This is a genomic window from Labedella populi (assembly GCF_004078655.1).
GTDB lineage: Bacteria > Actinomycetota > Actinomycetes > Actinomycetales > Microbacteriaceae > Labedella > Labedella populi.
Window position 1 is genome coordinate 980,030 of record NZ_RZNC01000001.1, and the last position, 27,000, is coordinate 1,007,029.

Genomic DNA, 27,000 nt, shown 5'->3' on the forward strand with positions numbered 1-27,000 from the left:
GAGCGCATGGTTAGGGTAGCGATCATCGACGACCACGAGTCGGTCAGACTGGGTGTCTCGGCGGTGTGCGCCATCGCGGGCTATGAGGTCGTGCACAGCGTCTCCACCGTCGACGCCTTCGTGGCGCGGGCCGCCGAACGGCCCGTCGACATCGTGGTCCTCGACCTCTCGCTCGAGGACGGCTCGTCCATCACCGACAACGTCCAGCGATCCCACGCGACGGGGGCGGCGGTGCTCATCCACAGCATCGCCGATCGCGTCGCGAGCGTCCGAGAGGCCTTCGCAGCGGGAGTCGCCGGAGTGATCCCGAAGGCGTCACCGACGGAGGTCATCGTCGATGCGATCGCGACGGTCGCCGCCGGCGGCGTTCTCAACAACCTCGAGTGGGCGAGCGCGATCGACGCGGACAGCGAGTTCGCCACCGTGCAGCTCGGTCGCCGGGAGCGCGACGTCCTGCACCTCTACGCTTCCGGGCTGCCGCTCAAGCAAGTCGCCCTCGAACTCGGCATCGCCGTCTCGACGGCGAAGGAGCACTTGGGACGCATCCGGAGCAAGTACGTCGAGGTGGGCCGCCCCGCGCCGACGAAGGTCGATCTGCTCCGACGCGCCGTCGAGGACGGTATCCTGCCGGAGCTGAACCCCGGTCAAGTGGATGGCGACTGACCGCCCCCGCAGCCGCTTCCAGCCGGCGAGTGTCGCCGAGACGATCGTCACGCGCGGCGAGCTGTCGGGTCGCAAGGTCTTCAGTTCCGGGCGGGTCGAGGAGCTCTTCGCCCGCACCATCGGAATCGCGACGGTCGTGTTCGGTGGTCAGGCCGTGTGGATCGGCCTCGCCGCCCCTCAACTGATGGAACGTCCGGTCGGCATCGCCGCGCTCGTCGCCATGACTCTGATCATGGTCGCGACGGTCGTCGCGTCGTGGATGCTCCGTGGCATGCGCGTTGCGAGTCTCTTCTTCTGCTGGGGGTACATCGTCGTCCTCCTCGTGTGGCCGTCGCTCATCGACGTGCCGGGAGGAGACCCGGCCGAGCCGTGGTTCTGGTACCTGCTGACCGTCGCGGGCGCGTGTGCGGTGTTCGCGATGAGCGTGCGGCTCGCCGTCCTCTACACGGTCGTCTCACCCATCCTCTACGGCGTCGCCCGCGCCGCGACGAACGATCCGTCGCAGTGGCAGGTCGGAGTGTTCGACGCCTCGTACGGCCTGATCATCGGGCTCGTCGTCCTCGTGGTCGGTGTCACCTTCCGGCGTGCGGCGCGGGGGGTCGACGCCGCCCGGGACACTGCACTGGCCCGCTATGACGAGGCGGTCCGCCTCCACGCCGTCGAGGCCGAGCGCGTCGAGGTGGACGCGATCGTGCATGACAGCGTGTTGGCCGCCCTGCAAGCGGCGGACCGCGCCGAGTCCGCGGCTCAGTACCGCGCAGCGGCGACGCTCGCCGTGAAGGCGCTGGCCCATTTCCGCCACGCGGGACTCGCCCCGGCCGCCTACGACGCGCACGTCACCTCGGGCGAACTCGCGGACGCGCTCGCGTCGCAGGCGTCGTCGCTCGAGCGTCACATCGACTTCACGTTCCTCGGCGCTCGCGACCGTGTCATGCCGTCCGTCGTCGCCGAGGCGATGATCCTCGCCGCCGCCCAGGCGATGCAGAACAGCATCCAACACGGCGGCGGCGAGACGGTCGGACGATCCGTCGTCGTCCGGGCGACGGGTACGGCGGGGGTCTCCGTGAGCGTGGAGGACGACGGCGAGGGGTTCGACCCGCGCGAGGTCGAGCCGGGCCGGCTCGGCGTGCGCGTCTCCATCATCGAGCGGATGGTATCCGTTGGAGGTCGCGCCTCGGTGGACTCGGAGGTCGGTCGTGGCACGACGGTGCGCCTCGAATGGACGCCGGCGGGATCGGAGGCCGACACATGATCCGCATCTCCCGGTACACGATGCTCGCTCTCGCCGGGCTCTTCTCGCTCTACCACGTCTTCCGCGGTGTCATCACGCTCGGCGTGCCCGACTCCCCGTGGCCGAGCATCGTCGCGATGGTCCTCTACATCGGTGCGACGATCATCAGCCTCTGGCCGACCTCTCCCGTCCAGATGCCCCTGTCGCTGGCCTTCTTCAACCTCGCCGTGTCGATCACGCTCTGCCTGCTCGTCACGAGTGAGCTCGATCCGGGGGCCGACAACGGCTATGCGACCTGGCACGTCGCCTCCATCGGCACACTCATGACGATCACGGCGGCACGCCGCCGGGAGTGGACGGCATGGGCCGGCGTCGGGTTCCTCACGATCCAGTCGATCGTCTGGGCGGGTATCGGCACGGCGGCGGCCATCGGCGTCACGGGCTCGGTGACCTGGGTCGCGATCGCCGTCGTAATCGCTCGCGCGCTCGCCCGCGCGGGTCGCGACGCGGAGAAACTCGTACTCGCCGAGAGGGCGGCGGCGGAGTGGCAGGCCGCCCAGGACGCCCACTTCACGGAGCGTGCGCGTCGTCTCGACGAGGCATCGCGCCTCGCGGGACCGACGCTGCGACGCATCGTGCTCTCCGGCGGCGACCTCACCCCCGACGAGCGGATGGAGGCGCGACTGCTCGAGGCCGGCCTCCGGGACGAGATCCGTGGTCGGAGGCTGCTGAACCTCGATGTCCGTCGGGAGGTGCTCGCGGCGCGCCGACGAGGGACGATGGTGTCTCTCCTCGATGAGGGCACCATCGACGACCTGCCGCAGGAGGAGCTCGACCGGGTCCTCGCCGTCGTCGCGGCGTCCGTCGCGGACTCGACGTCCGAGCGGCTCATCGTGCGGACGGCTCCTCTCGACTCCACGGCGGCTGTGACGCTCGTGGGCCTGTCGAAGCCCGCTCCGGGGTCCGAGGACCCCGACGATGACGTCGACCTGTGGCGAGAGGTGCCACGATCGGCGGCGGCCGGGTCCGATCCGGGGAGACGGAGCCGTCAGGGCACGATGGAGTCCACGTAACCGCCGTCGACGCGCACCGCTGCGCCCGTCGTCGCCGATGCGAGGGGGGAGGAGAGGTAGACGACGAGATTCGCGATCTCCTCGGGCTCGATGAGCCGTTGGAGCAGCGATTGGGGCCGGTGAAGCCGCATGAACTCCCGCTGCGCCTCGTCCCAGGGCAATGAACGGTCGACGAGTTCGTACACGAAGTCCTCGACACCGCCCGTGTGCGTGGGGCCGGCGATGACGGAGTTGACGGTGACGCCGGTGCCGGCGGCCTCCTTCGCGAAGCCCCTCGACACCGCCAGGAGGGCGGTCTTCGACATGCCGTAGTGGATCATCTCCCGGGGGATGACGATCGCGGAGTCGCTCGCGATGTCGAGCACCCGGCCCCAGCGGCGCTCCATCATCCCGGGCAGGTAGACGCGGATGAGCCGCACCGCGGAGAGGACGTTCACCTCGAAGTAGCGTCGCCACTCGTCGTCGTCGATCGTGAGCGCGTCCTGCGACCCGAACACGCCCAGGTTGTTGACGAGGACGTCGACGTCGGGGAGCGCTGCGAGCACCGCATCGACACCGGCCTCCGTCGTCACGTCGGCGACGACGGGGACGAGGCGCGCACCGTCGACCCGTGCGGCGATCGCGTCGATGGCGCGGGTCACGCTCTCCGCGGTGCGTCCGTTGACTCCGACCTCGGCCCCCGCGGCGGCGAGTCCGGTCGCGATCGCCGCGCCGATCCCTTGCGTCGATCCCGTCACGAGGGCCGTCTTCCCACTCACATCGATCTTCATCTCCCCATCCTCCTGCTTCCTTCGCGGAAGCGCCCTTCGTTCGCGGCAGTGGAGTGAGAAGGGCATCGAGGGGTCTGCCCGGACGACTTCCCCAAAGCGATCGCGCGGACGCGGAACGCCCCCACGCACATGTCGCGCGTACGGAGCGAATCGACCGACTAAAAAAGGAAGGGCCGGTTCTTCCCGAACCGGCCCTTCCGAAGCCCCGGGTCAGAGCAACAACCCGAATATTGCTCTGACCCGCCCCCAACACATCCGCCCCTACCCTAGTGAGGCGGATGATTGGCGGTGCAACTCTTGAGAGAGACACCTAGCAATAAGTATTCTGTTCGTTCGCGCCCCCGTCCGCTAGTCGGCATTTTGGGGGACAACGGGAGGAGAAGCCTCCGCTGCGTTCACGCCCAGGGGAAGCGCCACGCTCCCGGCGCCGGATGCAACGGCGTCCGGAGGTTCCGCTGGGACAGCGCCCACCGACTCCGGACGGGACCGTCGTCGGTCGTCGCTCGCGCGGCCTCTTCCTCGAGCTGGCGGGCGATCACCACGGCCACGGCTGCGACCTCCTCGGGCGTCGCGCCTCCCGAGACCACACGAACGGCGGGGGATGGTGTCGCCGGCTCGGTCACGTCGGTCTGGTCGAGCTGGTCGGGCCGGGGTGCCGCGTGCCGTCCTGTCATCATCGTGCCCATCAGAGGGGGATGTTGCCGTGCTTCTTCGGCGGCATGCTCGCTCGCTTGCCCTTGAGCGTGCGCAGCGCCTTGATGACCGCGACACGCGTCGTGGCGGGCTCGATGACGCCGTCGAGTTCGCCGCGCTCTGCGGCGAGGAACGGGCTTGCAACGTTGTAGGTGTACTCGTTCGCGAGTCGTGTGCGGACGGCGGCGACGTCTTCGCCAGCCTCCTCCGCGCGTCGGATCTCCCCACGGTACAGGATGTTGACCGCGCCCTGCCCGCCCATGACGGCGATCTCCGCGGTGGGCCAGGCGAAGTTGATGTCGGCGCCGAGTTGCTTCGAGCCCATCACGATGTAGGCGCCGCCGTAGGCCTTCCTGAGGATGACCGTGACGAGGGGCACGGTGGCCTCGGCGTAGGCGTAGAGCAGCTTGGCGCCACGGCGGATGACACCCGTCCACTCCTGATCGGTGCCGGGCAGGTAGCCCGGGACGTCGACGAGTGTGAGGATCGGGATGGAGAAGGCGTCGCAGAATCGCACGAAGCGGGAGGCCTTCTCGCCGGCCTCGATGTTGAGGGTCCCGGCCATCTGATTCGGCTGGTTCGCGATGATGCCGACCGTGCGGCCCTCCACACGGGCGAACCCGATCACGATGTTGGGGGCGAAGAGGGGCTGAACCTCGAGGAAGTCCCCGCCGTCGACGACGTGCTCGATGACGACGTGCACGTCGTACGGCTGGTTCGGGGAGTCGGGGATGAGGGTGTTGAGCTTCCGGTCCGCGTCCGTCGTCTCGAGCTCGACGTCGGCGGCGTATTCCGGCAGTTCCGCGAGGTTGTTGTCGGGGAGGAAACCGAGGAGGGTCCTCGCGTACTCGAGGGCGTCGTGCTCGTCCTGTGCGAGGTAATGCGCGACTCCCGAGCGGGTGTTGTGCGTGAGTGCCCCTCCGAGCTCCTCCATACCGACGTCCTCGCCCGTGACGGTCTTGATGACGTCGGGTCCCGTCACGAACATCTGGCTCGTCTTGTCGACCATGATCACGAAGTCGGTGAGGGCCGGCGAGTAGACGGCGCCGCCGGCCGCCGGCCCCATGATGATCGAGATCTGCGGGATGACGCCGGACGCCGCGGTGTTCCGGCGGAAGATCTCGCCGTACTTGCCGAGCGCGACGACGCCCTCCTGGATGCGCGCTCCTCCGGAGTCGAGGATGCCGATGATCGGCACACCCGTGCGGAGCGCGAGGTCCATGACCTTGATGATCTTCTCCCCGGCGACCTCGCCGAGTGATCCGCCGAAGGTCGTGAAGTCCTGTGAGTAGACGGCGACCTGGCGGCCGTTGATGGTCCCCGTTCCGGTGACGACGGAGTCGCCGTACGGACGCGATTTGTCCATGCCGAAGGCGTGGGTCCGGTGGCGCACGAACTCGTCGATCTCGACGAAGCTGCCGTGGTCGAGGAGTTCCGCGATCCTCTCGCGAGCGGTCATCTTGCCCTTGGCGTGCTGCTTCTTCTGAGCCGCGGCATCGGCGTCGGTGACGGCCTGCTGGTAACGGTTCTTCAGGTCGGCGACTTTGCCGGCCGTCGTGAACATGTCGGGTTCGGTCGTACGCTCTTCGGTCACGGATGTCACTCTATCCCGGGCCCGGGTGACGGCACCGTGCACGACTTTCGACAAGAGACCGTCGGGATCTTGGAGGGATGTCCACAACGGCGCGTCCACGGCGCGGCGTCGTCGGCGCCGGCGCGTTCTCCACGTCGGCGCGGGTTAGCCTGTCGACATGCCCGTCGACGCGCCCGACCTCCCCCTCAGTTCCGTCCTCGTCCCTCGGCTCGAGTGGCTCTCGTCGATCGGTTCGACGAACGGGGAGCTCGTCGCTCGAGCCGCTGCACAGGGGTGGCCGGACCTCTCGGTCGTGGCGACCGACGACCAGACGGCGGGCCGTGGGCGACTCGGGCGCAGCTGGGTCGCTCCGGCCGGATCGGCGCTCGCCGTCTCGATCCTGCTCCGTCCGCGGCTCCCGATCCCCCGATTGGGCTGGCTTCCGCTCATCGCGGGACTCGCGGTCGCGCGCGCCGCCGACAGGTTCGTCTCGGCCGATCGTGTGAGCGTGAAGTGGCCGAACGACGTGCTCGTCGGGGGACGCAAGCTCAGTGGCGTCCTCTCCGAGCTCACGACCGACGGTGCCGTCGTCGTCGGAGCCGGTGTCAACACGGCGGCGACCGCTGAGGACCTCCCCGTGCCGACGGCGACGTCCCTCGCGATCGAGGGTGCGACCCTGACGGGTCCCGATCCGGTGCTGTCCGCCTACCTCGAGGAACTGCTTCCCCTCTATCGGTCCTTCGTCGCGGCGGGAGGTGACGCCACGACGAGCGGTGTCCGCGCCGCCGTCAGTGAGCGATGCGCGACGATCGGCTCGCGGATCCGGCTCGAGCTCCCCGGCGACATCGTCGTGCACGGGACGGCTCTCGGCATCGACACGGACGGGCGCCTCGTCGTGCAACCGGCGGACGGATCCGGTCTCCTCCCGGTCGCCGCCGGCGACGTGACGCACGTGCGTCCGGACGCCGACTGACGACGCGGCCTCCACGGGTCGCCCCGGCGCATACTGCACAATGGGTTCCATGACCTTCGAGCCCCCTGCTCAGGCCGGTGCCGCCGTGCGCGCCGCCGGAGCGACAGAGCAGGTCGTCGCGCGCATGCACCGCAACGCCCGCGTCCTCTTTCTTCCGGCTCTCCTCTTCATCGCGCTCGCCGGGGGCGCCGTCTATCTCCTCGGCATCGCCGAGGAGACCTGGCAGCTCGCCGCCGGACTCGTCGCGGCGGGTCTCCTCTTCCTCTTCGGTGTGCTCGTACCCTTCCTGTTCTGGCTCACCCGCAGCTACACCGTGACCACCAAACGGATCATCGTTCGGCACGGTCTCTTCACCCGCACGCGGCGGGAGGTCCTGCACTCGCGCGGCTACGCGATCACCCTGAAGCGCGGTCCCCTCCAGTCGATGCTCGGTTCGGGCACGATCGTCGTCGACGCCGGGAGCGACCATCCCCTCGTCTTGTCAGACGCGCCGGGGGCCGTCCTCGTCCAGTCGACGCTGCACGAGCTCGTCGAGCGAGCGCAAGCCAGTGGTGGCACGGGCTACGGGACGGGGCCGCAGGGCGCGGAGGGGGCTACTCGCTTCTGATCCGCTCCCGGCGTCGTCCGCTCCCCGCGCGTGTCGTCATGGGGGAGGATGGGGGGACGCACGGAGAGGTCGTGCCGCGCCCGGGTGGCGCGGACGCGCGGCCTCTCGAGGAGAACGGAGTGACGACATGCCTCGAGTCGGAGTGATCGGTGGAGGGCAGCTCGCCCGCATGATGGTTCCGGAAGCCCTCGAACTCGGGATCGACATCCGTGTCCTCGCCGAGTCCGACGATGCACCGGCGTCGATCGCCGCGACCGCGGTCGGCGACTACCGCGACGAGGCCGTGGTCCTCGCGTTCGCCGCGGATGTCGACGTCGTGACCTTCGATCACGAGCACGTCCCGCAGCACGTGCTGCGCGCGCTCGAGGACGCAGGCGTCGAGGTGCGCCCGGGTCCCGACGCGCTCCTCTACGCGCAGGACAAGATCCTGATGCGCCGTCGCCTCCAGGAACTCGGTCTCCCGGTCCCGGAATGGACCACCGCGTCGTCCGCCGAGGACCTCGAGCGCTTCCTCGCCGAGCACGGTGGCGCGGCCGTGGTGAAGACCCCGCGGGGTGGGTACGACGGCAAGGGGGTCCGGGTCGTCCGGGCGGCCGCGGATGTCGCCGATTGGTTCGCGACTCTCGACGAGGACGGCAACGGGGGAGAACTGCTCGTCGAGGAGCTCGTGAGCTTCCGGAGGGAGCTCGCACAGCTCGTGGCGCGCCGTCCGTCCGGCGAGATCGAGGCGTGGCCGGTCGTCGAGACGGTCCAGCGCGACGGCGTGTGCGCCGAGGTCCTGGCTCCCGCTCCCGCCTCGGCCGGTCGCGTCGCCGAGGTCGCCGCGCAGATCGCGTACGACGTCGCCGAGGGTCTCGGGGTGACGGGTGTGCTCGCGGTCGAGCTCTTCGAGACCGACGATGACAGGCTGCTCGTGAACGAGCTCGCGATGCGGCCGCACAACTCGGGCCACTGGACTCAGAACGGCTCGACCACGAGCCAGTTCGAGCAGCACGTGCGCGCCGTGCTCGACCTTCCGCTCGGCGCCGCGGGGACGACGGCGCCCTGGAGCGTGATGGTCAACGTGCTCGGCGGTCCCACCGACGGTTCGGCGCTCGTCGATCACTACCCCGCGATGCTCGCGCAGCACCCGACGGCGAAGATGCACGCCTACGGAAAGGCTCCCCGCCCCGGTCGGAAGCTCGGCCACGTCAACGTCGCCGGGGACGACCTCGATCAGGCCGTGTACGAGGCACGAGCGGCGGCGGCCTTCTTCACGACCCTCTGAGTCGAACCTCCCATCCCCGACGTGCGGCCTCTCGTCGCCGATTCCTGGATCGCGGGGACGAGAGCCCGCACGTCGGAAAGTCGATGGCCTCTGAGGACGGGACGACGGGCGCGCCTGGACGTTCGTCCAGGCGACTCGACCTAACATGTGCGTTATGCCACACCACGATTCCGTGCGCCCGATCGTCGGCGTCGTCATGGGAAGCGACTCGGACTGGTCCGTCATGAGTGACGCGTCCGCGGCGCTCAGCGAGTTCGGCATCGACCACGAGGTCGAGGTCGTGAGCGCGCACCGCACTCCCGCGCGCATGATCTCCTACGGCCGGGGGGCGGCCGACCGGGGACTCCGCGTGATCATCGCGGGTGCCGGTGGCGCGGCCCACCTCCCCGGGATGCTCGCTTCGGTCACATCGCTCCCCGTCATCGGCGTCCCCGTCCCCCTCGCGCGGCTCGACGGTCTCGACTCGCTGCTGTCGATCGTGCAGATGCCCGCCGGGATCCCCGTCGCGACCGTCTCGATCGGCGGGGCGAAGAACGCCGGGCTGTTGGCGGCTCGCATCCTCTCGACCTCGGACGACGCGGTGCGCGAGAAGCTCGACGCCTACGCGCTGGCCCTCGAGGGCCAGGTGGCCGAGAAGAACGAGCGCCTCAAAGGGAGTCTGTGAGCGGCATCGCCGCGAGTCCCCTCCGGTACCCGGACTCGCGTTCCGCTCGGGTCATGACGCATCGCGCGTGGTGGCTCGTCCTCGTCAACTTCCTCATCCCGGGCTCCGCCCAGGTGCTCGCGGGAAGTCGACGGCTCGGTCGCCTCGGCCTCGGCGCCACGCTCACGCTGTGGGCGCTGCTCGCCGTGGGCGTCGCGTTCTTCCTCTTCTTGCGCTCCGCTCTCATCACGATCGTCACGTTCGAACCCGTGCTGTGGCTCGTGCAAGGGCTCATGGTCGCCTACGCCGTGCTGTGGCTCGTGCTGACCCTGGACACGTTGCGCCTCGCCCGGCTCGTCAAAGCCGCGCCGGGCGCTCGCGTCTGGATCGCGGCCGCCACGGTCGTCCTGCTGGCCGTCTCGGCGGGTGGAGCCACCGTTGGGGCCTACTACGCGGGAGTGACGCGGGGGACCCTCTCGTCGATCTTCGGGGGCGGGGCGATGGAGGCCCCGGTCGACGGCCGGTACAACATCCTGCTTCTCGGCGGTGACGCCGGACCCGACCGCGACGGACTCCGTCCGGACACCATCCGCGTCATGAGCATCGACGCCGAATCCGGGGCCGCGACGACGATCGGGCTCCCGCGCGACATGCGTGACACGCCCTTCTCCGCCGACTCGCCGCTCGCCGGCCTCTACCCCGATGGCTTCCAGAACTGCGACGTCAGCGCCTGCAAGCTCAACGCCGTCTACACCGAGGCCGAGCTCCGTCACGGCGATCTCTACCCCGACGCCGCGGCGTCGGGGAGTTCCGCGGGTATCGAGGCGATGAAGGAAGCGGCTGAGGGTGTCACGGGCCTCACGATCCAGTACTACGTCCTCATCGATATGCAGGGCTTCGCCGACCTCGTCGACGCGCTCGGCGGTGTGGAGGTCACGGTGAACGACCGGCTCCCCATCGGCGGCGACGAACAGCTGAACAACGTGGACGGGTGGATCGAACCGGGCACCCAGGTGCTGGACGGCTACCACGCCCAGTGGTACGCGCGCTCGCGGCACTCCACGAGTGACTGGGACCGGATGGAGCGCCAGAACACGCTCATCGAGGCCATCCTCACGCAGTTCACCCCGGGCAACGTCCTCACGAAGTTCGAGGCGATCGCTCAAGCGGGGTCGAAGATCGTGAAGACCGACATCCCGCAGGGGATGCTGTCCTACTTCGTGGACCTCGCGACGAAGACGCGTGAGCAGCCGATCCAGTCGATCGAGCTCACGCCGCCCACCGTCGATCCGGACGATCCGGACTTCGCCGCCATCCACGAACTCATCGGGACGACGCTCTCGCCGCCCGACGACTCGACGTCCGGCGAGGGCTGACCGCACGCCGGACGACGCCGGTCGCCTCTGACGAAAGGATCGCGGTCGCCCCCGATCACTCGAGGACAACCGCGATCCGTGGTCGTGCGGTGTGGAACGGGGGCTACTGGCCCTGGGCGGCGTAGCGGGCTTCGGTCGCGTCCTTCACGGGCGCCCACCAGGCCTCGTTGTCGCGGTACCACTCGATCGTGGCGGCGAGTCCGGCTTCGAAGTCGACGTAGCGCGGCTCCCAGCCGAGTTCCGTGCGCAGTCGCGTCGAGTCGATCGCGTAGCGGAGGTCGTGACCGGGACGGTCGACGACGTGGTCGTACGCGTCCGCCGGCTGGCCGAGGGTCGTGAGGATGAGCTCGACGACCTCTTTGTTGTTCTTCTCGCCGTCGGCACCGATGAGATACGTCTCGCCGATGACGCCCCTCTCGAGGATCGTGAGCACGGCGGACGAGTGGTCGTCCGCGTGGATCCAGTCGCGCACGTTCTCGCCCGCTCCGTAGAGCTTGGGGCGCTCGCCGCGGAGCACGTTCGTGATCTGTCGCGGGATGAACTTCTCGACGTGCTGGAACGGACCGTAGTTGTTCGAGCAGTTGCTGATGGTGGCCTGCACGCCGAACGAGCGGACCCACGCGCGCACGAGCAGGTCGCTGCCGGCCTTCGTCGACGAGTAGGGGCTCGACGGGTTGTACGGGGTGTTCTCGGTGAACTTCGCGGGGTCGTCGAGTTCGAGATCGCCGTAGACCTCATCGGTCGAGATGTGGTGCAGGCGGGTGCCGTGACGACGCGCGGCCTCGAGGATCGTGTACGTCCCGACGATGTTCGTGTCGAGGAACGGACGCGGGTCGTCGAGCGAGTTGTCGTTGTGGCTCTCCGCGGCGAAGTGCACGACGGCGTCGACGGTGGGGAACAGTTCGTCGAGCAGGGGCGCGTCGGTGATGTCGCCCTGGACGAACGTCAGACGGTCGGCGGGGATGCCCTCGAGCGACGCGAGATTGCCGGCGTACGTGAGGGAATCGAGCACGGTCACGTGCGAATCGGTGTTCGCGATGACGTGGTGGACGAAATTGGATCCGATGAAGCCGGCGCCGCCGGTCACGAGAAGCGTGGACATTCGATCATCCTAACGGGAGGGTCGAGGGGAGGACCTGTCGCCTCCCGTGGGCTCAGAGGTCGGCGTGCAGCTGCCAGACACGTTCGGCCGAGTCGCGCCAGCTGAACGCGCGCTCGCGGTCCTGGGCGAGGATGCCGAGTCGGCGCAACTGCTCGCCGTCTGCGAGGGTGTCGGAGAGTGCGGCCGCGAGGCGCTCCGGGTAGCCCTTGCCGGTGAGCTCGACGGCGACCCCCGCGTTCGCCGACACCTCCACGAGAGCGGCATCATCGGAGTGTACGACGGGCGTCCCGAACCGGAACGCCTCGACGATCGGGAGCCCGAAGCCCTCGTGCCGCCCGGGATGGACGAACACGGTGGCGCGATCGAGGAGGACGGCGAGGTCGGCGTCATCGACGACGCCGAGGGCACGGACACGGTCGTCCGGGAGGCCGGCCTCGTCGGCGACGGAGGCGACCGTGAGCTCTCCCCACGAGTCGGGGCCGAGGATCAGGAGAGGCAGGTCCGGCGCCCCGGGCAGGCCGAGGGCGGTGATCAGATCCGTGAGCCCGCGGCGGGGGTCGAGGCTTCCAATCGTCAGCAGGAAGGAGGAGGGCAGCCCCAGCCGCTCGGCGCGCTCGTCGGCGTCGTCGGGGACGACGAGGTCCTCGCTCGCGGCACCGCCGATGACCCGGACCCGGTCGCCGAGGTCCACGATGTCGGCGAGGCGCGCCGCGACCGCGTGCGAGGGGACGACGACGGCGTCGGCGTGCTTGCGAGCCCGCTTGAGCATCACCTTGTTCCAGGCGACGGTCGCGGGTGTGAGCGACTTCGGGTGGGTCCACGCGAGGGTGTCGTGCACCGTGACGACGATCTGCGTGCCGTCGGTCGCGGTGTCGTGCTTCACGAGGGGCGCGAGGAGGCCAGGGGCGTGGATCATGCCGGTGGCGAGCGTCGGGGCGATGCCGAGCTGCCAGGCTGTGGCGAGCTCTCGGCGCGGCAGGGTCGTGCGGTGGAGGTCCCCGAGCCCCGGCAGCCGATCGGTGAGCACGTCGATCTTGTCCTGCGGGAGTGCCGACACGATGCCCTCGACGCTGCAGCCCCGCGGAGCGGTCGCGATGAGCGCGCGAGTGAGTTCGTGCGTATACCGTCCGACGCCCGTCGGAGCGGGGGTCGCCATCTGGTCGACGACGACACGGAGGACGGTCGTCACGACTGCGCCGGAGCGGCGGGAGCGATGGCGCCCTGCTGGACGGCGGCGTGGAGTGCTTCACGCCAGTCACGGAGGGGCGGGAGTCCCGCTCGGGCCCAGCCGTCGTGGCCGAGCACCGAGTAGGCGGGACGCGGTGCCGGTCGCACGAACGTGCGGCTGTCCGTCTCGAGCACGCGCTCCGGGTCGAGATCGAGCTCCTCGAAGATGGCGCGCGTGAAGCCGTGCCAGCTCGTGACGCCCGCGTTCGTACCGTGGTAGATGCCGGCGGGCGCGTGGGCGTCGAGAAGGGCGACGATGCGTTCGGCCAGATCCTTCGTCCACGTCGGCTGCCCGAGCTGGTCGTTCACGACCGACACCGTGTCGTGGCTCGCGGAGAGCCGCACCATGGTCGCCGCGAAATTGGGGCCGTGCTCGCCGTAGAGCCAGGCGGTGCGGACGACGAATGTGCCGTCGGGGTGTTCGGCGAGCGCGGCCTCCTCGCCGGCGGCCTTCGTCCGCCCGTAGGCGTTGATCGGGTCGCGCGTCCTGTCCTCGGGGTACGGGGAGGTCGCGAAGCCGTCGAAGACGTAGTCGGTGGAGATCGTCACGAGCCTCGCCCCGCTCTCGTGGGCGGCGATCGCGAGGTTCGCCGGACCCGTCGCGTTGACGGCGAAGGCGGCGTCCTCGTTCGCCTCGGCGTCGTCGACCTTCGTGTACGCCGCCGCATTGATGACGGCGTCGTGTCCCGCAACGGCCTCGCGCACCGCCTCGAGGTCGGTCACGTCGAGTTCGGCACGGCCGAGCGCCGTGACTTCGCGTCCCGCGAGGGCCTCCTGGAGGTCGCGACCGAGCATGCCGTTCGCGCCCGTGATGAGATACCGCATCGTGCTCCTTCGTCTGAACGTGTCGATTCTAGGCGAGGGAGCCGCGTGGTCCCGGAGGTGGACGCGGGGTGCTAGCGGGCGATGACCGGCGTCGGCTTGCTCGTCCGTGTGACCGTCTTCCCACCGTAGGTGCCCGTGACCTTGGAGGTGAGGCGCTTACCGGCCTGCGATGCCAGGATCAGGTGCCGCTCCCCTCGAGCGCCCGGGATCCGGACTCCGTCCACGTACCACGAGTAGGAGAGCGTCACGCCCCGCGGGCCCCAGGAGCCCGGGCTCGTGGTGATGATCTTGCCGACGCGCGAGTCGCCCGAGAGCCGAGGCACGGAACTCGTGATGGCCGTGTTCGGGTAGGTCGCGAAGACCTGCACCCAGAAGTTCCCCTTGGCGGCATAACCGACGCCGATGTGCGTGTAGCGGGTGTCGAGGATATTGGCACGGTGTCCCGTCGATCCCATCCAGCCCTTCACGACGGCACCGGCACCCGTGTACCCGTACGCGATGTTCTCGCCGCAGCAGAGCGAGTAGCCCGGCGACGCCTTCGACGTCCGCCAGGCGTTGGTGCTGTGCTCCATGCGGTTCACCGAGGACATGTGGTTCGCCCAGGCCTGCGCCATGTTGTTGAGGCTCTGCTCCGGTGCCAGGGCCCGCCGGCCGTTCGCGGCGCGGTGCTCGTTCGTGATCCGGATCACGGACTGGACGGGGGTCTCGGCGGCGACCGCCGGACTCGTGAGGGGGGCGCTCGCGACGCCCGCGCTTCCCAGGAGAACGCCGATCGCGAGCGCGGCGGTGAGTCTGAGCATCCGATTCATGGTGACGGTGTCCTTCGTGCGGGGGTCCCCGGGTGAGGGACGAGTCGACGGTCGACGGGTTCGGGTGCTTCGACGAGGGGGGCTAGACCTCATGACTACGGTATGCGGGCGGCTCGAAACGAGCAAGTCGACACCTCCGGGCGGGACCCGGTCGAACCGCTAGGCTGCACTCGTGAACATCCGCGAGCTCAGCATCCCCGACAGCTACGAGATCACGCCTCGCCTCATCGGCGACGACCGCGGCCTCTTCCTCGAGTCGTACAAGGCCGACGTCCTCCGCGAGGCGACGGGCCGCACGATCGATCTGGCGCAGACGAACACCTCCGTGTCGACGCGCGGCACGGTCCGCGGCATCCACTTCGCCGACATCCCGCCGAGCCAGGCGAAGTACGTCACGGCCCACCGGGGAGCCGTCCTCGACTTCGTCATCGACATCCGCGTGGGATCTCCGACGTTCGGGCAGTGGGATTCCGTGCTCCTCGACGACGTGGACCGTCGCGCGATCTTCATCTCCGAGGGTCTCGGCCACTGCTTCGTCGCACTCACGGATCACGCGACGGTCAACTACCTCGTGACGGACGTCTACCGTCCCGACCGCGAGCACGGGATCAACCCGCTCGACCCGGCGATCGGGCTCGAGTTCCCGGACGATGCTGGGGAACTGCTCCTCTCGCCGAAGGACACCGCTGCACCATCTCTGGACGAGGCCCGAGCCGCCGGGCTGCTGCCCGAGTGGGACGCCGCGCGCGCCTTCTACGGCTCCCTCAGCACGTCATGAGCGCGGCCGTCCCCGTCTCCACGCGGGTCTCGCTGGCGAGCCACTGGCAGCCTCGCCACCTCGTGCAGTCGGCATGGACGGGGCACGCGCCCTTCGCGGCGGCCGTCGTCGAGGTGCTTCGTCCGGACACCCTCGTCGAGCTCGGCGCTCACATGGGCTTCTCGTACTTCGCGTTCTGCGAGACGGTCGCCCGATTGGGCATCGACACGCGAACCGTCGCGGTCGACTCGTGGGAGGGAGACGAGCACGCCGGGTACTACGGTGACGAGGTCTACGAGTCGGTCCGGCGCATCAACGAGGCATACGCGTCGTTCTCCACACTCACCCGCAGTTACTTCGACAAGGCGCTGCCGGGATTCGCCGATGGGTCGATCGATCTCCTCCACATCGACGGCCGGCACCGCTTCGAGGACGTCACGAGTGAGTTCGAAGCCTGGCTCCCGAAGATGTCGCCGCGCGGTGTGATGCTCTTCCACGACACCAACGAGTTCAAAGAGGGATTCGGCGTCCACCGGTTCTGGGCCGACGTGGAGTCGCGTTACCCGTCCTTCCACTTCCTGCACTCGCACGGCCTCGGCGTACTCGGCGTCGGCTCCCAACTCGACCCGCGCGTCCGCGACATGTTCGCGATCCTGAACGATTCGCCGGACGCCTCGCGCGCGGCGTACGAGTCGCTCGCGGGCGACATCACGCACCGCGCGAAGCTCGAGGCGCTCCCCGCCCGGGTCCGGGAGCTCGACCGTCGCGCCCGCGACATCGGGTCGGAGCTCTCGAGCGAGACCCGGCACCGCGAAGAGGCGCAGGAACGGCTCGCGCAGTCCCGGCGCGAGCTTCGTGCCGCTCGCCGCGCTCTCGACGACGTGCTCTCGAGCACGAGCTGGAGGCTCACAGCACCCGTGAGAGCCCTGGGCGGGCTCGTCCCACGGCGGAGTCGTCGCTGACCCCGCCACCGTCGAGCCGGGACACGCGGTGATCGTCGCCGACAGGTGCGGGAGGGAGCACATGCGCCGCCACCCGCGCGGTCGCGGCCGAGAACGGCGCCTAATGGGTAGGATGGCCGACTATGCGTGGCATTGTTCTCGCCGGAGGATCCGGCACCCGTCTGTGGCCGATCACCAAGGGTATCTCCAAGCAATTGATGCCCATCTACGACAAGCCGATGATCTACTACCCCTTGTCGACCCTCATGATGGCGGGCATCGACGAGATCCTCATCATCACGACCCCGGAGTACAACGAGCAGTTCCGCGCCCTGCTCGGTGACGGGTCGGAGCTCGGAATCCGCCTCGAATACGCCGTGCAGCCGTCGCCCGACGGTCTCGCCCAGGCGTTCATCATCGGCGAGGAGTTCATCGGTGACGAGAGCGTCGCGCTCGTGCTCGGCGACAACATCTTCCACGGCACCGGTCTCGGTTCCTCCCTGCGCGGGAACACCGAGGTCGACGGTGCGACGATCTTCGCGTACCACGTCTCGAACCCCACCTCCTATGGCGTCGTCGAGTTCGACGACGACTTCCGCGCGGTGTCGATCGAGGAGAAGCCGACGGAGCCGAAGAGCAACTACGCGGTGCCCGGTCTCTACTTCTACGACAACGACGTCGTGCGCATCGCGAAGACCATCGAGCCGAGCGCGCGCGGGGAGCTCGAGATCTCGACCGTCAACGAGCGGTACCTCGAGGCCGACCGGTTGCACGTCCAGGTGCTCGACCGCGGCACGGCCTGGCTCGACACCGGGACGTTCGAGTCGATGATGCAGGCGTCGGAGTACGTGCGTGTGATCGAGGACCGACAGGGCTTCAAGGTCGGCTGCATCGAGGAGATCGCCTGGCGTGCCGGCTGGATCGACGACGCGCAGCTCGCGAAGCTCGCGGCTCCGCTCGTCAAGAGCGGGTACGGCCGCTACCTGCAGAGCCTGCTCGCCGACTGACGGCGACGGTCCACCGGCTCCCGGTTCGAGAGCGGAAGGGGGTGCGCGGCTCGGCTGCGCACCCCCTCGTCGTCTCCGGGTCGAGGCGTCAGCGCCCGAGCCGGCGGCGGGCGGCGCCGAGTGCTCGGCGGGCGGCCGCGGTCGGACCGGGCGCGATCGACTGAGCCCGCCGGGCGATGCGCGTGAGCCGCGGTTCGAGCGGCGTCGTCCCCGTGCCCTTCGCGGACGGGCGGGCGACCCGGAACCAGCGCTCGCGCAGTCGCGCCGTGTCCACCGGGCGTCGCGCCCAGTCCCCGAGCAGTCCCTCGAGGACGTGCTCGGGGGCGTCGAGCCCCGTCACCGTCCACTCGGCATGCGTCACGACGGGCGTCGCATCCAGGTAGTGCGTGAGATCGGCGTTCGCCTGCTCCGACGTTCCGACGATCACATCGGCGGCGGCGATGAGGTCGAGGACGGCCGTCCGGTCCTCGCCTCGCGGGTCCCGGCGGTCCCAGCGACGGAGGTAGGAGGGATCGTCGTTGACGTACACCCACCGCAGCGCGCTGCGGTTCATCCGCAACAACTGCTCGGCGGACGATGCGTCCGTCCCGATGGCGATGCCCACGTCGTGAAGCGAACGGAATTGCGAGTGCGGCACGACGGTCAGGCCGCGGAACCGCGTCGCCGTCGCGGCGGCGACGGCGTCGGGCACGGAGACCGTGAAACGTGCGGATGCCCCCGCCCGTTCCCGCGCGAGTTCGAGGAACCGGACGGCGCTCTCCGGCAGCACCTTGCCCTCGAGACGATCGATGTCGAGGAAGACGGTCGGTACGTCGTCTCCGGGGACCATCGCGTCCGCGAAGTGATCGACGGGGTCGATGTCACGCCAGAGGTACTGCTGGACCGCGTCGGTGTAGAACGGGTATCGAGAGACGACGATCTTCTCGTGCGCCGATCGCAAGGCCATGCGCTTCTCGCCCTCGAAGCTCTTGGACCCGGCGTGGAAGGCCAGGGCGCGGTTCGCGATGAGGGACAGGTAGCCGTGGGCGTTGACGCGCAGGCAGAAGTCGTTCTCCTCGCCGTAACCGGGTGCGAAGATCTCGTCGAAGAGCCCGTAGGAGCGGATGAGCTCCCGGCGGACGAGGAAGCAGAATCCGTGCGCGACGGGGGAGATGCTGTAGCGGGGGAGCTCCGGTGCGAGCACGGCGTGCACCGCAGCCGTGCGCTCGATCGTCCGCGGCGTCTTGGGAACGCGCAGATAGTGGGGCATGCTCACGATCGTCGCGTTGTTGCTGCGCGCACACACGACGCCGTGCGTGTCGGACGCGTGCAGCACACTCGACATCTCCTCGAGGAAGCCCGGCGTCGCCATCGCGTCGCTGTTGAGCAGCAGGATGTCGTTGTCGGTCGTGTCGAGCTCGAGCGCCGCTCGGTTGCAGTTGCCGACGAAGCCGAGGTTCCGCGGGTTCCGTTCGTACCTGACGCCGGGGGCGCCGTCGATACGGGAGAGGAGCGCCCGCTCGATCTCGTCGGCGTCGGGCCCGACGTCGTTCACGAGGAGGAGCGAGTTCCGCTCGAGGTCGACGTGCTCGATGACCGAGTCGACGCACTCGAGCAGCGTCGGGAGGTCTCCGTAGACGGGGACGACGATCGTGACGGGCCATGCGGTGACGGCCGGAGGGGTGACGGCGGTGCTCATCGTCCGACCACCCGCCGGACGGCCGCGACGGGCCGTTTCGCGAGGTTCCGCAATCGGCCCCTGATGCGTGTGGCGATGAATCGCACGGTCGTCATCCCTCCCGTCCTCATCATCTCGGAGTAGTGGCCGGGCAGGGCGAACCAGTAGCGCGCGATCTCCGGCAGTCGATAGGCGGGGCCGCCGACGAGGCCCGTGAGGGTGTCGATCGCTGCCGCGTTGCTGTACTCGTGCTCCGTCATGCGCAACGCGCGCTCGCGGGCGGCGGCGCCGTGTGCGGCGACGGCCGCGGGATCGGCGGCATAGCGGGCGATCGCGTCCACGAGCGTCTCCGGATCCTCGGGCGAGAACAGGCTGCCCGTCGCCCCGTCCTCGACGAGTTCGGCGCCACCGCCGTCGGAGGACGCGATCGCGGGCTTCGACAGCAGCATGTACTCGAGAGTCGTGCGGCCGAAGGCCTCGATACTGGAGGCGGTGACGCAGACGTCGGCGGCCGAGACGAAGGGGAAGGGGTTCTCCTGCTCCCCGACGATCGTGACGCGGTCGTCGATGCCGAGCGCCCGTGCGCGGGCGGTGAGCTGGACGTCGTAGTCGGGGTCGGTCCAGGAACCGACGAGGCACACGCTCGCACGGATGCCGCGCTTCTCGAGCTCCCCGACGGCGTCGATCACACGCCACTGGCCCTTCGTGTCCGAGAGGCGACCGACGACGGCGATCCGCAGCCCCGGGTCCGCCGGGAACGGGGTGGGGTCGGCGATGGCCGACGCCTTCGCGTCGAGTGAGGTGACGTCGACCTTGGGGTAGACCACTTGGATCGGCTTGTCCATGTACTGGGCGATGTGATCGCGCACCGCGAGCGAGTTCGCGAACACCGCTTCCGAGAGGAGACCGACGTCGTGGAAGGTCCGCTCCCGGCCGATCTGGAATGCGAGGCCGTGGTCGAGGTCGCCGTACTCCCGGACGAACCAGGCGTGGGGGATGCCGAGGACCTTCGCCGCGAAGGCGCCCCACGGAGCGACGATCGAGTTCGTGACGACGAGGTCGGGGCGGCGGCGCTCCATCATCTCGATGATGCGGCCCACCGAGGCGTAGTCCTCGCGGGCGAAGTAGGTGATCTCGGAGAGCGGGGCCTCGGGCTTCGGGATCGTCCAGCCGCGGTACCGGAACGCCTCGTAGGCCCAGCCCTTCTCCTCGATCGCGGCGATGAACTGGCCGCGGGGGTGCTTCGTGATGAAGACCGCCTCGAACTCCGGATCACGGTCGTACCAGTCCTGGACGAGCTGGATGAGGGACCGCTCGGCGCCGCCGAGATTGATCGGAGCCGTACTGTGGTTCACGAAATAGACGAGCACAACGACCGATTCTAGGGCGTCGTGCTGTCAGGACCGCGGGAAGCGCGTCGCCAGGCGTGATCGCACCGCGAGCCCGGCCCGCAGCGCCCAGCGCACCGGCGCCCACAGCGGACCCGGGTACACGCGGGACACGTAGGTGTAGGCGCTGCGATGGTGCGCCCGCACCATCGCGGTCGAGGCGTGCGACGTCGAGTGGGCCCCGACGTGCGTGACGACGGCTCCCGGTACGTACCGGGAGCGGAACCCCGCCTCACCGATGCGCCGGCCGAGGTCGACGTCCTCGAAGTACATGAAGAACACCTCGTCGAACCCGCGGACGCGCTCGAAGACGGAGCGCCGGACGAGGAGACACGCGCCCGAGAGCCAGCCGGTGTCGAAGGGGGAGTCGACGGCCGCGAGATCCGTGGGGCGGTATCGCCTCGACCACGGATTGTCAGGGGCCACCGTGGACAGGACGCCGTGGCCGATTCCCAGGAACAAGCGGGGGAGGGGGCGGGCCGACGGGTACGTCGCGCCGTCGGCGTCGAGGATCCGAGGACCGACGACACCGATGTCGTCGCGAGCGCTCGCCGCGTCGATGAGTGCGTCGATCGAGCCGGGGTGCAGGACGACGTCGGGGTTGACGACGAGGATCCACTCCTCCGTCGCGCCCGCCGCCGCGCGGTTGACCGCCCGCCCGTACCCGAGGTTGTCGGCGTTCTCGAGCACCTCGACGGCCGGACCGCGCCGGGCCGCTTCGCGCTGCGGGGCTCCGTCGACCGAGCCGTTGTCGCTGATGACGACGCGGAGGTCGTGAGTCGATGCGCCGTCGAGGGAATCGAGGAATGCGGTGAGGTGATCGCCGGAGTTGTACGTGACGGTCACGACGAGCACGGAGCCGCGCGTCACGATCGAGCCGCGCGTTCGTAGGCGCGGCGGTGGGCCGCGGCGCTCACCGCCCACGTGAACGTCGCGGCGCGCTCGCGCGCCCGGTGTCCCCGCTCGACACGACCGTCGCGGTCCGCGACGACGCGGGCGATCGCGCTGCCGAGCGAGGAGACGTCCGTGCCCGCGTAGACGACGGTGTCGCCCCCGACCTCGGGAAGCGACGACTCCCGCGTCGTGATGACGCTCGCGCCGCACGCCATGGCCTCGAGGACGGGCAGGCCGAAGCCCTCGCCCCTGCTCGGGTAGGCCACGGCGAGGGCGCCGCCGAGGAGGACGTGCAACTCCTCGCGCGGCAGGTAACCGGGGAGGACGACGTTGAGGTCCGACGGCACCCGCTCGAGGTGCGCGTCGATGGTCGAGTCCCAACCGCGCGCTCCCGCGAGGACGAGAGCAGGGGGGGCCGTGGTCCCGGCATAGCGCTCGACGTAGGCGTCGATGAGCGCCGGGACGTTCTTGCGGGGTTCGAGAGTGCCGAGGAAGGCGATCCATCCCGACGTCGGCAGCTCGAGCCGGCGGCGGAAGGCCTCGACGGCACGGTCCTCCGGGGGCCGGAATGTCTCGAGGTCGACGCCGTGGTGGGCGACGACCGCGCGGTCCGACGCGACACGCGCGAACGGCGCGAGTTCATCGAAGGTCGCGGCGCTCGGCGCGACGAGGACGTCCGCGCGACGAGCGGCGAGGAGCGTCCACGCCCGGAAGAACCAGCGCTTCACGACGGAATGGTCGTGCGGGAGCGTGAAGAACGTCGCGTCGTGGATCGTCACGACGTGAGGCGCTCGGGACGACAGCGGGAAGGTGTAGTGGGGGGAGTGGATGACGTCGGCTCCGATCGCCCGGGCGATGCGGGGGAGTCGGACCTGCTCCCACAGCAGACGGAGAGGAGCGGAGCGGAAACGGTCGCCAACGATGACGCGTCCGTAGCCCGCTCCGGAGGCGAACACGGCCGATGCGAGAGACCGTCGCGTCACGACGGTGATGCGCATCCCGTCGCCGCGAAGTTCCGGTGCGATGCCTTCGAGGTACCTGCCGACTCCGCCGAGTTCATCGGGGATTGCGGTAGCGTCGAGCAATACGTGCACGCTCTGCATCCTCCCGCGACCCACCTCGTCTGATTCGGCGGATTGCCCGCACAAATGTTTAGATTCTAGTCGAGCCGCGAAGGAATTCTCCTCCGCGTACCTTCCCGAAAGCACCGGATGACCTACCTCTCAGAGCTTTTCGCCAGCCGCGAGCTCTTCTACAACCTCACGATGCGCGACGTGAAGGGGAAGTACCGTCGCACCGTCCTCGGGCAGTTGTGGTCGCTCATCAACCCGCTCGCGACGATGCTCGTGTACACCCTCGTGTTCTCGTTCATCTTCCGCGCGAGGCCCTCGGAGGGTGACCCGAGCGGACTCGACATCTACCCGCTCTGGCTCATGACCGGGCTCCTGCCGTGGATGTTCTTCACGCGAGTGGTCAACGGGGGCATGTCGTCGGTCATCGGTAACGGCGGGCTCATCAAGAAGGTGTACTTCCCCCGGATGCACCTCCCGTTCTCCGTCGCGGGCTCCGTCGGTTACACCTGGGCCATCGAGATGGGAGTGCTGACCGTCGCCCTGACGGTCTTCGGCGGCATGCCGCTCATCTGGGTGCCCGTCGCGCTCGTCTTCATGGTGATGCTCGCGCTCTTCGCCCTGGGGCTCGCGATGCTCCTTGCAATCGGCAACGTCTACTTCCGGGATCTGCAGCACTTCACCACGATCGCTCTGCAGATGTGGATGTACCTGACGCCGATCATCTACCCCATCCACCTCGTGGAGGACCAGGCCGAGCGTCACGGCCAGTGGATCCTCGACGTGTACAAGCTCAACCCGATGGAGCGCTTCGTCTCCGTCTTCCGCGAGCTCCTCTACGACAACCGGTGGCCCGACCTGAGCGATTCGCTCGTCTGCGTCGCCTGGACGGTCGTCATGTTCACCCTCGGATTCCTGGTGTTCAAGCGGAGCGAGAAGAGATTGGCCGAATTGCTGTGAGTGAAGCCGCTGTCGTCGTCGACGACGTATCCAAGAAGTTCCGTCTCTACAAGGAGAAGAACGATTCCCTGAAGACCGCACTCATGCGGGGCCGGCGCTCGGTGCACGAGGACTTCTGGGCGCTGCGTGACGTCTCGTTCGAGGTGCCCGAAGGGTCGACGTTCGGTCTCGTCGGGCGCAACGGGTCCGGGAAGTCGACTCTCCTGAAGTGTCTCGCGAAGATCCTCTACCCCAATTCGGGGTCCATCACCTCGAAGGGCAAGGTCGCTTCGCTGCTCGAGGTGGGGTCGGGATTCCACCCCGAATTGTCGGGTCGCGAGAACGTCTACCTCAACGGTTCGATCCTCGGGATGAGCCGGAAGGACGTCGCCCGGAAGTTCGACGAGATCGTCGAGTTCAGCGGAGTGCGCAAGTTCATCGATCAGCCCGTCAAGAACTACTCCTCCGGCATGTACGTGCGGCTCGGCTTCAGTGTCGCCATCAATGTCGACCCCGATGTCCTCGTCGTCGACGAGATCCTCGCGGTGGGCGATGCGGCCTTCCAGGCGAAGTGCAAGGAGAAGTTCGCGGAGTTCCGTCGCGCCGGCAAAACAGTCATCCTCGTGACCCACTCGATGGGCAACATCCGGGACATGTGCGACCACGCGGCATGGCTGGACAACGGCACGCTGCGTCAGGTGGGCGATGCCCAAAGCGTGATGAGCGCATACACTGCAGATATCGGTAAGGGAGACCGATGATCGCGGGGTTCTGCGCCGCGGCGACGTAGGGCCGGCTCGCACTCGGCTCGCCACACGGCTGAGGGAGAACCGTGGAAGCCAGATCGCGACGCATTGCGTCCCTCGCCGTTTGGGCACTCGTGCTCACGATCCTGGTCCCGCTCGCGGGACTCATGGGGGCGGCCCCCGCCAAAGCCCTCGTAACCGACGGCTTCGACCCCGGTTACATCATCAGCGATGAGAAGTTCGCCGACTCGGGGTCGATGACGAACGCCCAGATCCACGAGTTCCTGCAGGCCAAGGGTGCGAAGTGCACCTCGAACTGCCTCAAGGACTACCGGATGGCGACGAGTGACCGTGACCCGGTCGCCGGCCGCTGCAACGGCTATACGGGCCGGAGCAGCGAGAACGTCGCGAACATCATCAAGAACGTCGCGGTCTCGTGCGGCATCAATCCGCAGGTGCTGCTCGTCATGCTCGAGAAGGAGCAGGGTCTCGTGACCGCGACGGCCCCGTCGGCGTCGCGGTACAAGATCGCGATGGGCTACGCCTGCCCGGACACGGCCCCGTGCGACACGCGCTACTACGGCTTCTACAACCAGGTCTACATGGCGGCGTACCAGTACAAGGTCTACGCGACGTCGCCGTCATCGTTCCGGTACAAGGCCGGTCAGAACAACTCGATCCAGTGGCACCCGAACGCCTCCTGCGGCTCGTCGACGGTGTACATCCGCAACCAGGCGACCGCGAGCCTCTACAACTACACGCCGTACCGCCCGAACGCCGCGGCGCTCGCGAACCCGTACGGCATCGGCAACTCGTGCTCGTCCTATGGCAACCGCAACTTCTTCGTGAAGTTCACCGACTGGTTCGGGACGACGACGTCCTCGCTGCCGGAGGGTCGCATCAACTCGACCGTGGTGGATCCGGGCGTCGTCCGCGTGACCGGGTGGGCTCTCGATCGCGACAGCTCCGAGTCGATCGGGTTGCACGTGTACGTGAACGGATCGATGTACAAGGCGGCGGAGGCGGACATCTCCCGACCGGACGTCGGTAGGGCGTTCCCCGGCTACGGTGACGACCACGGATTCGACCTGTTCCTCCGGCTCCCGGCGGGTCAGACGGAAGTGTGCGTCTACGGCCTCAACGTCGGTGGCGGCAAGAACAACCTCATCGCCTGCCGCACCGTCGATCCCATTGCCGGCTCGCCCGTCGGCTCGCTGACCACAGCCCAGGTGGAGCCCGGTGGGGTCCGCCTCGCGGGATGGGCACTCGATCCCGACACCCTCGATGCCGCCTCGCTCTCGGTGACGTTCCAGGGCAAGAGCGTCGGGACGATCCGGGCGTCGTCGACCTCCGAGGGAGTCGTGACGTCGTATCCGACGCACGGCACCAATCGAGGCTTCGACACGGTCGTGCCGGTCGGGGTCGGTCGAGGGGACGTGTGTCTCACAGCAGTGAACGTCGGCGTCGGGAAGAACGTCTCTCTCGGGTGCCGAACGCTCGACGTCTTCGGCGACAACCCCATCGGCCGCGTCGACACGATGTACACGGGCCCCGCCACCGTGCAGGTGAGCGGGTGGACCATCGACCGCAACACGACGGGCGGCGTCAACACCGAACTGCTCGTCGACGGCAAGGTCGTCGCGTCGAAGGTCGCCGCGGCGTCCCGGCCCGACGTGGCGCGTGTCTACCCCGGGTACGGCGAGTACCACGGCTACACGGTCTCGGGCGTCCTCCCGGCCGGTTCCCACACGGTGTGCGTCCGCTTCATCAACAGGGGGGACGGGACCGGCCAGACGACGATGGGCTGCCGGAGTGTCACTGCTCCGACGGGGTCGCCGACGCTCGAGATCGAGAAGGTCGTGCGCACGGCCACCGGGTACACCTACACGGGCTATGCGATGGACCCGGACTCGACGAGCCCCGTGACGATCCGCGCGGTCACGCCGAACGGGACCGTCCTCGCCTCCACGACGGCCTCCGCGAGCCGACCGGACCGCGGAGCGGCCTTCCCCCTCTACGGCGCCGACCAGGGGTTCACCCTGACCGTTCCGCTCGGAGCCAAGACCGCCGACTTCTGCGTCACGGCCGTGAACGTCGGAGCGGGATCCAACGCCGCGTCGTGCACGCGGTTCGGTCCCGATCCGACCGCACGCCTGGACGCCGTCACCGCGGCCCCCGGCGGAGTCGACGTGCGCGGGTGGGCGCTCGACCCGGACACCCGCAACGCGATCGACGTGCACGTCTACGTCGACGGGAGGCACACCTCGACGCTTACGGCCAACGGGACCCGCGCGGACATCGGGCGTGCGTACCCCGCGTACGGCGACGCGCACGGCTATTCGGCCCGGATCCAGATGTCGGCCGGCAGCCACAACGTGTGCGTGTACGCGCTGAACGTCGGCTCGGGCACGAACGTCCTCGTCCGCTGCCAGAAGGTCGTCGTGTCGGGCGGTCTCCCGTTCGGCCGCGTGGACTCGCTCGTCGCCTCGACGGGTGGCGCGACCGTCTCGGGCTGGGCTCTCGACTACGACACCGCGAACCCCATCGACGTGCACGTGTACGTCGACGGGAAGATGCGCGTGGCCTCGACCGCTTCCGGCTCCCGTCCCGACGTCGCCCGTGTCTACCCGGCGTGGGGCGCGCAGCGTGGATACTCGGTGCCGCTCGCGCTCAGCTCGGGGACACACGAAGTGTGTGTCTACGGCATCAACGCCGGACCCGGGAAGAACGACAGGATCGGCTGCAGGACGATCACCGTCCGGTGACGGC

The 27,000-nt window shown here is 68.9% G+C and carries 24 protein-coding genes and 1 pseudogene; 14 read left to right on the forward strand and 11 right to left on the reverse strand.

What is annotated here, in order from left to right:
- Positions 1 to 6: 6 nt before the first annotated feature.
- Genes ELQ92_RS04695 through ELQ92_RS04705 form a run of 3 tightly spaced genes read left to right on the forward strand, consistent with a single transcriptional unit; the run spans position 7 to position 2,967 of the window.
- Positions 7 to 663: a response regulator transcription factor gene (locus tag ELQ92_RS04695; protein ID WP_128497779.1), complete on the forward strand. Its 657-nt coding sequence runs from the start codon at positions 7 to 9 to the stop codon at positions 661 to 663.
- Entirely contained in the window at positions 653 to 1,915 is a 1,263-nt protein-coding gene (locus ELQ92_RS04700) for a sensor histidine kinase (protein WP_128497780.1), read from the forward strand. The genes ELQ92_RS04695 and ELQ92_RS04700 overlap by 11 nt, the downstream gene beginning before the upstream one ends.
- Positions 1,912 to 2,967, forward strand: a complete 1,056-nt coding sequence (locus ELQ92_RS04705) for a hypothetical protein (RefSeq protein WP_128497781.1) — start codon at positions 1,912 to 1,914, stop codon at positions 2,965 to 2,967. The genes ELQ92_RS04700 and ELQ92_RS04705 overlap by 4 nt, the downstream gene beginning before the upstream one ends.
- Here the strand turns inward: ELQ92_RS04705 and ELQ92_RS04710 are convergent.
- From ELQ92_RS04710 to ELQ92_RS04720, 3 genes are all read right to left on the reverse strand, one after another.
- Positions 2,943 to 3,737, reverse strand: coding sequence for an SDR family NAD(P)-dependent oxidoreductase (locus ELQ92_RS04710; RefSeq protein WP_128497782.1), 795 nt, complete (start codon positions 3,735 to 3,737; stop codon positions 2,943 to 2,945). The two genes, ELQ92_RS04705 and ELQ92_RS04710, sit on opposite strands and share 25 nt — an antisense overlap.
- A gap of 395 nt (positions 3,738 to 4,132) precedes the next feature.
- A complete protein-coding gene (locus ELQ92_RS04715) occupies positions 4,133 to 4,414 on the reverse strand; it encodes an acyl-CoA carboxylase epsilon subunit (RefSeq protein WP_243694861.1) in 282 nt (93 codons plus the stop codon).
- 8 nt (positions 4,415 to 4,422) lie between these two features.
- Complete coding sequence (locus ELQ92_RS04720; RefSeq protein ID WP_128498039.1) at positions 4,423 to 5,994, reverse strand: acyl-CoA carboxylase subunit beta; 1,572 nt, start codon at positions 5,992 to 5,994, stop codon at positions 4,423 to 4,425.
- A 187-nt stretch (positions 5,995 to 6,181) separates the two neighbouring features.
- Between ELQ92_RS04720 and ELQ92_RS04725 the strand changes: the two genes are divergently transcribed.
- From ELQ92_RS04725 to ELQ92_RS04745, 5 genes and pseudogenes are all read left to right on the forward strand, one after another.
- Positions 6,182 to 6,976 carry a biotin--[acetyl-CoA-carboxylase] ligase gene (locus ELQ92_RS04725; RefSeq protein ID WP_128497783.1) on the forward strand — a complete coding sequence of 265 codons (795 nt, stop codon included), beginning with the start codon at positions 6,182 to 6,184 and terminating at the stop codon, positions 6,974 to 6,976.
- Between the two features lie 49 nt (positions 6,977 to 7,025).
- Positions 7,026 to 7,583 carry a PH domain-containing protein gene (locus ELQ92_RS04730; protein WP_166426706.1) on the forward strand — a complete coding sequence of 186 codons (558 nt, stop codon included), beginning with the start codon at positions 7,026 to 7,028 and terminating at the stop codon, positions 7,581 to 7,583.
- Between the two features lie 67 nt (positions 7,584 to 7,650).
- Positions 7,651 to 8,850: pseudogene (locus ELQ92_RS04735) on the forward strand (5-(carboxyamino)imidazole ribonucleotide synthase); the annotation flags it as partial.
- Between the two features lie 145 nt (positions 8,851 to 8,995).
- Positions 8,996 to 9,514 (forward strand): 5-(carboxyamino)imidazole ribonucleotide mutase, encoded by a 519-nt coding sequence (gene purE / locus ELQ92_RS04740; RefSeq protein ID WP_424979693.1) that lies wholly within the window; start codon positions 8,996 to 8,998, stop codon positions 9,512 to 9,514.
- A 53-nt stretch (positions 9,515 to 9,567) separates the two neighbouring features.
- The gene (locus ELQ92_RS04745) at positions 9,568 to 10,869 is read left to right on the forward strand and encodes an LCP family protein (protein WP_128498041.1); all 1,302 of its coding nucleotides are present in this window, start codon (positions 9,568 to 9,570) and stop codon (positions 10,867 to 10,869) included.
- Between the two features lie 103 nt (positions 10,870 to 10,972).
- Here ELQ92_RS04745 and rfbB read toward each other — a convergent pair whose 3' ends face one another.
- The 4 genes from rfbB to ELQ92_RS04765 all read right to left on the reverse strand — a co-directional run bounded on the left by rfbB (position 10,973) and on the right by ELQ92_RS04765 (position 14,823).
- Complete coding sequence (gene rfbB, locus ELQ92_RS04750) at positions 10,973 to 11,971, reverse strand: dTDP-glucose 4,6-dehydratase (RefSeq protein WP_128497786.1); 999 nt, start codon at positions 11,969 to 11,971, stop codon at positions 10,973 to 10,975.
- Between the two features lie 52 nt (positions 11,972 to 12,023).
- Positions 12,024 to 13,160, reverse strand: a complete 1,137-nt coding sequence (locus ELQ92_RS04755; protein ID WP_243694863.1) for a glycosyltransferase family 4 protein — start codon at positions 13,158 to 13,160, stop codon at positions 12,024 to 12,026.
- Positions 13,157 to 14,023 carry a dTDP-4-dehydrorhamnose reductase gene (gene rfbD, locus ELQ92_RS04760; protein ID WP_128497787.1) on the reverse strand — a complete coding sequence of 289 codons (867 nt, stop codon included), beginning with the start codon at positions 14,021 to 14,023 and terminating at the stop codon, positions 13,157 to 13,159. The genes ELQ92_RS04755 and rfbD overlap by 4 nt, the downstream gene beginning before the upstream one ends.
- Positions 14,024 to 14,094: 71 nt before the next feature.
- A complete protein-coding gene (locus ELQ92_RS04765; protein ID WP_166426707.1) occupies positions 14,095 to 14,823 on the reverse strand; it encodes a CAP domain-containing protein in 729 nt (242 codons plus the stop codon).
- Positions 14,824 to 15,004: 181 nt separating this feature from the next.
- Here ELQ92_RS04765 and rfbC point away from each other — a divergent pair, with 181 nt between their 5' ends.
- The 3 genes from rfbC (at position 15,005) to rfbA (ending at position 17,537) form a co-directional block, all read left to right on the forward strand.
- Positions 15,005 to 15,610, forward strand: a complete 606-nt coding sequence (gene rfbC, locus ELQ92_RS04770; RefSeq protein ID WP_128497789.1) for a dTDP-4-dehydrorhamnose 3,5-epimerase — start codon at positions 15,005 to 15,007, stop codon at positions 15,608 to 15,610.
- Positions 15,607 to 16,551, forward strand: a complete 945-nt coding sequence (locus ELQ92_RS04775; protein ID WP_128497790.1) for a class I SAM-dependent methyltransferase — start codon at positions 15,607 to 15,609, stop codon at positions 16,549 to 16,551. The genes rfbC and ELQ92_RS04775 overlap by 4 nt, the downstream gene beginning before the upstream one ends.
- A gap of 122 nt (positions 16,552 to 16,673) precedes the next feature.
- Complete coding sequence (rfbA, locus tag ELQ92_RS04780) at positions 16,674 to 17,537, forward strand: glucose-1-phosphate thymidylyltransferase RfbA (protein ID WP_128497791.1); 864 nt, start codon at positions 16,674 to 16,676, stop codon at positions 17,535 to 17,537.
- An 88-nt stretch (positions 17,538 to 17,625) separates the two neighbouring features.
- Here the strand turns inward: rfbA and ELQ92_RS04785 are convergent, their stop codons facing one another.
- The 4 genes from ELQ92_RS04785 to ELQ92_RS04800 are packed head-to-tail and all read right to left on the reverse strand — an operon-like array spanning position 17,626 to position 22,570.
- Complete coding sequence (locus tag ELQ92_RS04785) at positions 17,626 to 19,215, reverse strand: glycosyltransferase family 2 protein (RefSeq protein WP_128497792.1); 1,590 nt, start codon at positions 19,213 to 19,215, stop codon at positions 17,626 to 17,628.
- Positions 19,212 to 20,564 (reverse strand): glycosyltransferase family 4 protein, encoded by a 1,353-nt coding sequence (locus ELQ92_RS04790; protein ID WP_128497793.1) that lies wholly within the window; start codon positions 20,562 to 20,564, stop codon positions 19,212 to 19,214. The genes ELQ92_RS04785 and ELQ92_RS04790 overlap by 4 nt, the downstream gene beginning before the upstream one ends.
- Before the next feature lie 27 nt (positions 20,565 to 20,591).
- Positions 20,592 to 21,452: a glycosyltransferase family 2 protein gene (locus tag ELQ92_RS16230; protein ID WP_243694864.1), complete on the reverse strand. Its 861-nt coding sequence runs from the start codon at positions 21,450 to 21,452 to the stop codon at positions 20,592 to 20,594.
- Entirely contained in the window at positions 21,449 to 22,570 is a 1,122-nt protein-coding gene (locus ELQ92_RS04800; protein ID WP_243694865.1) for a glycosyltransferase family 4 protein, read from the reverse strand. Before ELQ92_RS04800 ends, ELQ92_RS16230 begins: the two co-directional genes overlap by 4 nt.
- Before the next feature lie 117 nt (positions 22,571 to 22,687).
- Here ELQ92_RS04800 and ELQ92_RS04805 point away from each other — a divergent pair, with 117 nt between their 5' ends.
- From ELQ92_RS04805 to ELQ92_RS04815, 3 genes are all read left to right on the forward strand, one after another.
- Positions 22,688 to 23,506, forward strand: coding sequence for an ABC transporter permease (locus ELQ92_RS04805; protein WP_128497795.1), 819 nt, complete (start codon positions 22,688 to 22,690; stop codon positions 23,504 to 23,506).
- Complete coding sequence (locus tag ELQ92_RS04810; protein WP_243694866.1) at positions 23,503 to 24,246, forward strand: ABC transporter ATP-binding protein; 744 nt, start codon at positions 23,503 to 23,505, stop codon at positions 24,244 to 24,246. Before ELQ92_RS04805 ends, ELQ92_RS04810 begins: the two co-directional genes overlap by 4 nt.
- A gap of 71 nt (positions 24,247 to 24,317) precedes the next feature.
- The gene (locus ELQ92_RS04815) at positions 24,318 to 26,996 is read left to right on the forward strand and encodes a hypothetical protein (protein WP_128497796.1); all 2,679 of its coding nucleotides are present in this window, start codon (positions 24,318 to 24,320) and stop codon (positions 26,994 to 26,996) included.
- Positions 26,997 to 27,000 lie beyond the last annotated feature (4 nt).

Excerpts from the sequence above, each read along its gene's own strand:
- ELQ92_RS04695 (WP_128497779.1), top strand. The coding sequence starts at position 7 with ATGGTTAGGGTAGCGATCATCGACGACCACGAGTCGGTCAGACTGGGT.
- ELQ92_RS04700 (WP_128497780.1), top strand. The coding sequence starts at position 653 with ATGGCGACTGACCGCCCCCGCAGCCGCTTCCAGCCGGCGAGTGTCGCC.
- ELQ92_RS04705 (WP_128497781.1), top strand. The coding sequence starts at position 1,912 with ATGATCCGCATCTCCCGGTACACGATGCTCGCTCTCGCCGGGCTCTTC.
- ELQ92_RS04710 (WP_128497782.1), bottom strand. The coding sequence starts at position 3,737 with ATGAAGATCGATGTGAGTGGGAAGACGGCCCTCGTGACGGGATCGACG.
- ELQ92_RS04715 (WP_243694861.1), bottom strand. The coding sequence starts at position 4,414 with ATGATGACAGGACGGCACGCGGCACCCCGGCCCGACCAGCTCGACCAG.
- ELQ92_RS04720 (WP_128498039.1), bottom strand. The coding sequence starts at position 5,994 with ATGTTCACGACGGCCGGCAAAGTCGCCGACCTGAAGAACCGTTACCAG.
- ELQ92_RS04725 (WP_128497783.1), top strand. The coding sequence starts at position 6,182 with ATGCCCGTCGACGCGCCCGACCTCCCCCTCAGTTCCGTCCTCGTCCCT.
- ELQ92_RS04730 (WP_166426706.1), top strand. The coding sequence starts at position 7,026 with ATGACCTTCGAGCCCCCTGCTCAGGCCGGTGCCGCCGTGCGCGCCGCC.
- purE (WP_424979693.1), top strand. The coding sequence starts at position 8,996 with ATGTGCGTTATGCCACACCACGATTCCGTGCGCCCGATCGTCGGCGTC.
- ELQ92_RS04745 (WP_128498041.1), top strand. The coding sequence starts at position 9,568 with ATGACGCATCGCGCGTGGTGGCTCGTCCTCGTCAACTTCCTCATCCCG.
- rfbB (WP_128497786.1), bottom strand. The coding sequence starts at position 11,971 with ATGTCCACGCTTCTCGTGACCGGCGGCGCCGGCTTCATCGGATCCAAT.
- rfbD (WP_128497787.1), bottom strand. The coding sequence starts at position 14,023 with ATGCGGTATCTCATCACGGGCGCGAACGGCATGCTCGGTCGCGACCTC.
- ELQ92_RS04765 (WP_166426707.1), bottom strand. The coding sequence starts at position 14,823 with ATGCTCAGACTCACCGCCGCGCTCGCGATCGGCGTTCTCCTGGGAAGC.
- ELQ92_RS04775 (WP_128497790.1), top strand. The coding sequence starts at position 15,607 with ATGAGCGCGGCCGTCCCCGTCTCCACGCGGGTCTCGCTGGCGAGCCAC.
- rfbA (WP_128497791.1), top strand. The coding sequence starts at position 16,674 with ATGCGTGGCATTGTTCTCGCCGGAGGATCCGGCACCCGTCTGTGGCCG.
- ELQ92_RS04785 (WP_128497792.1), bottom strand. The coding sequence starts at position 19,215 with ATGAGCACCGCCGTCACCCCTCCGGCCGTCACCGCATGGCCCGTCACG.
- ELQ92_RS04805 (WP_128497795.1), top strand. The coding sequence starts at position 22,688 with ATGACCTACCTCTCAGAGCTTTTCGCCAGCCGCGAGCTCTTCTACAAC.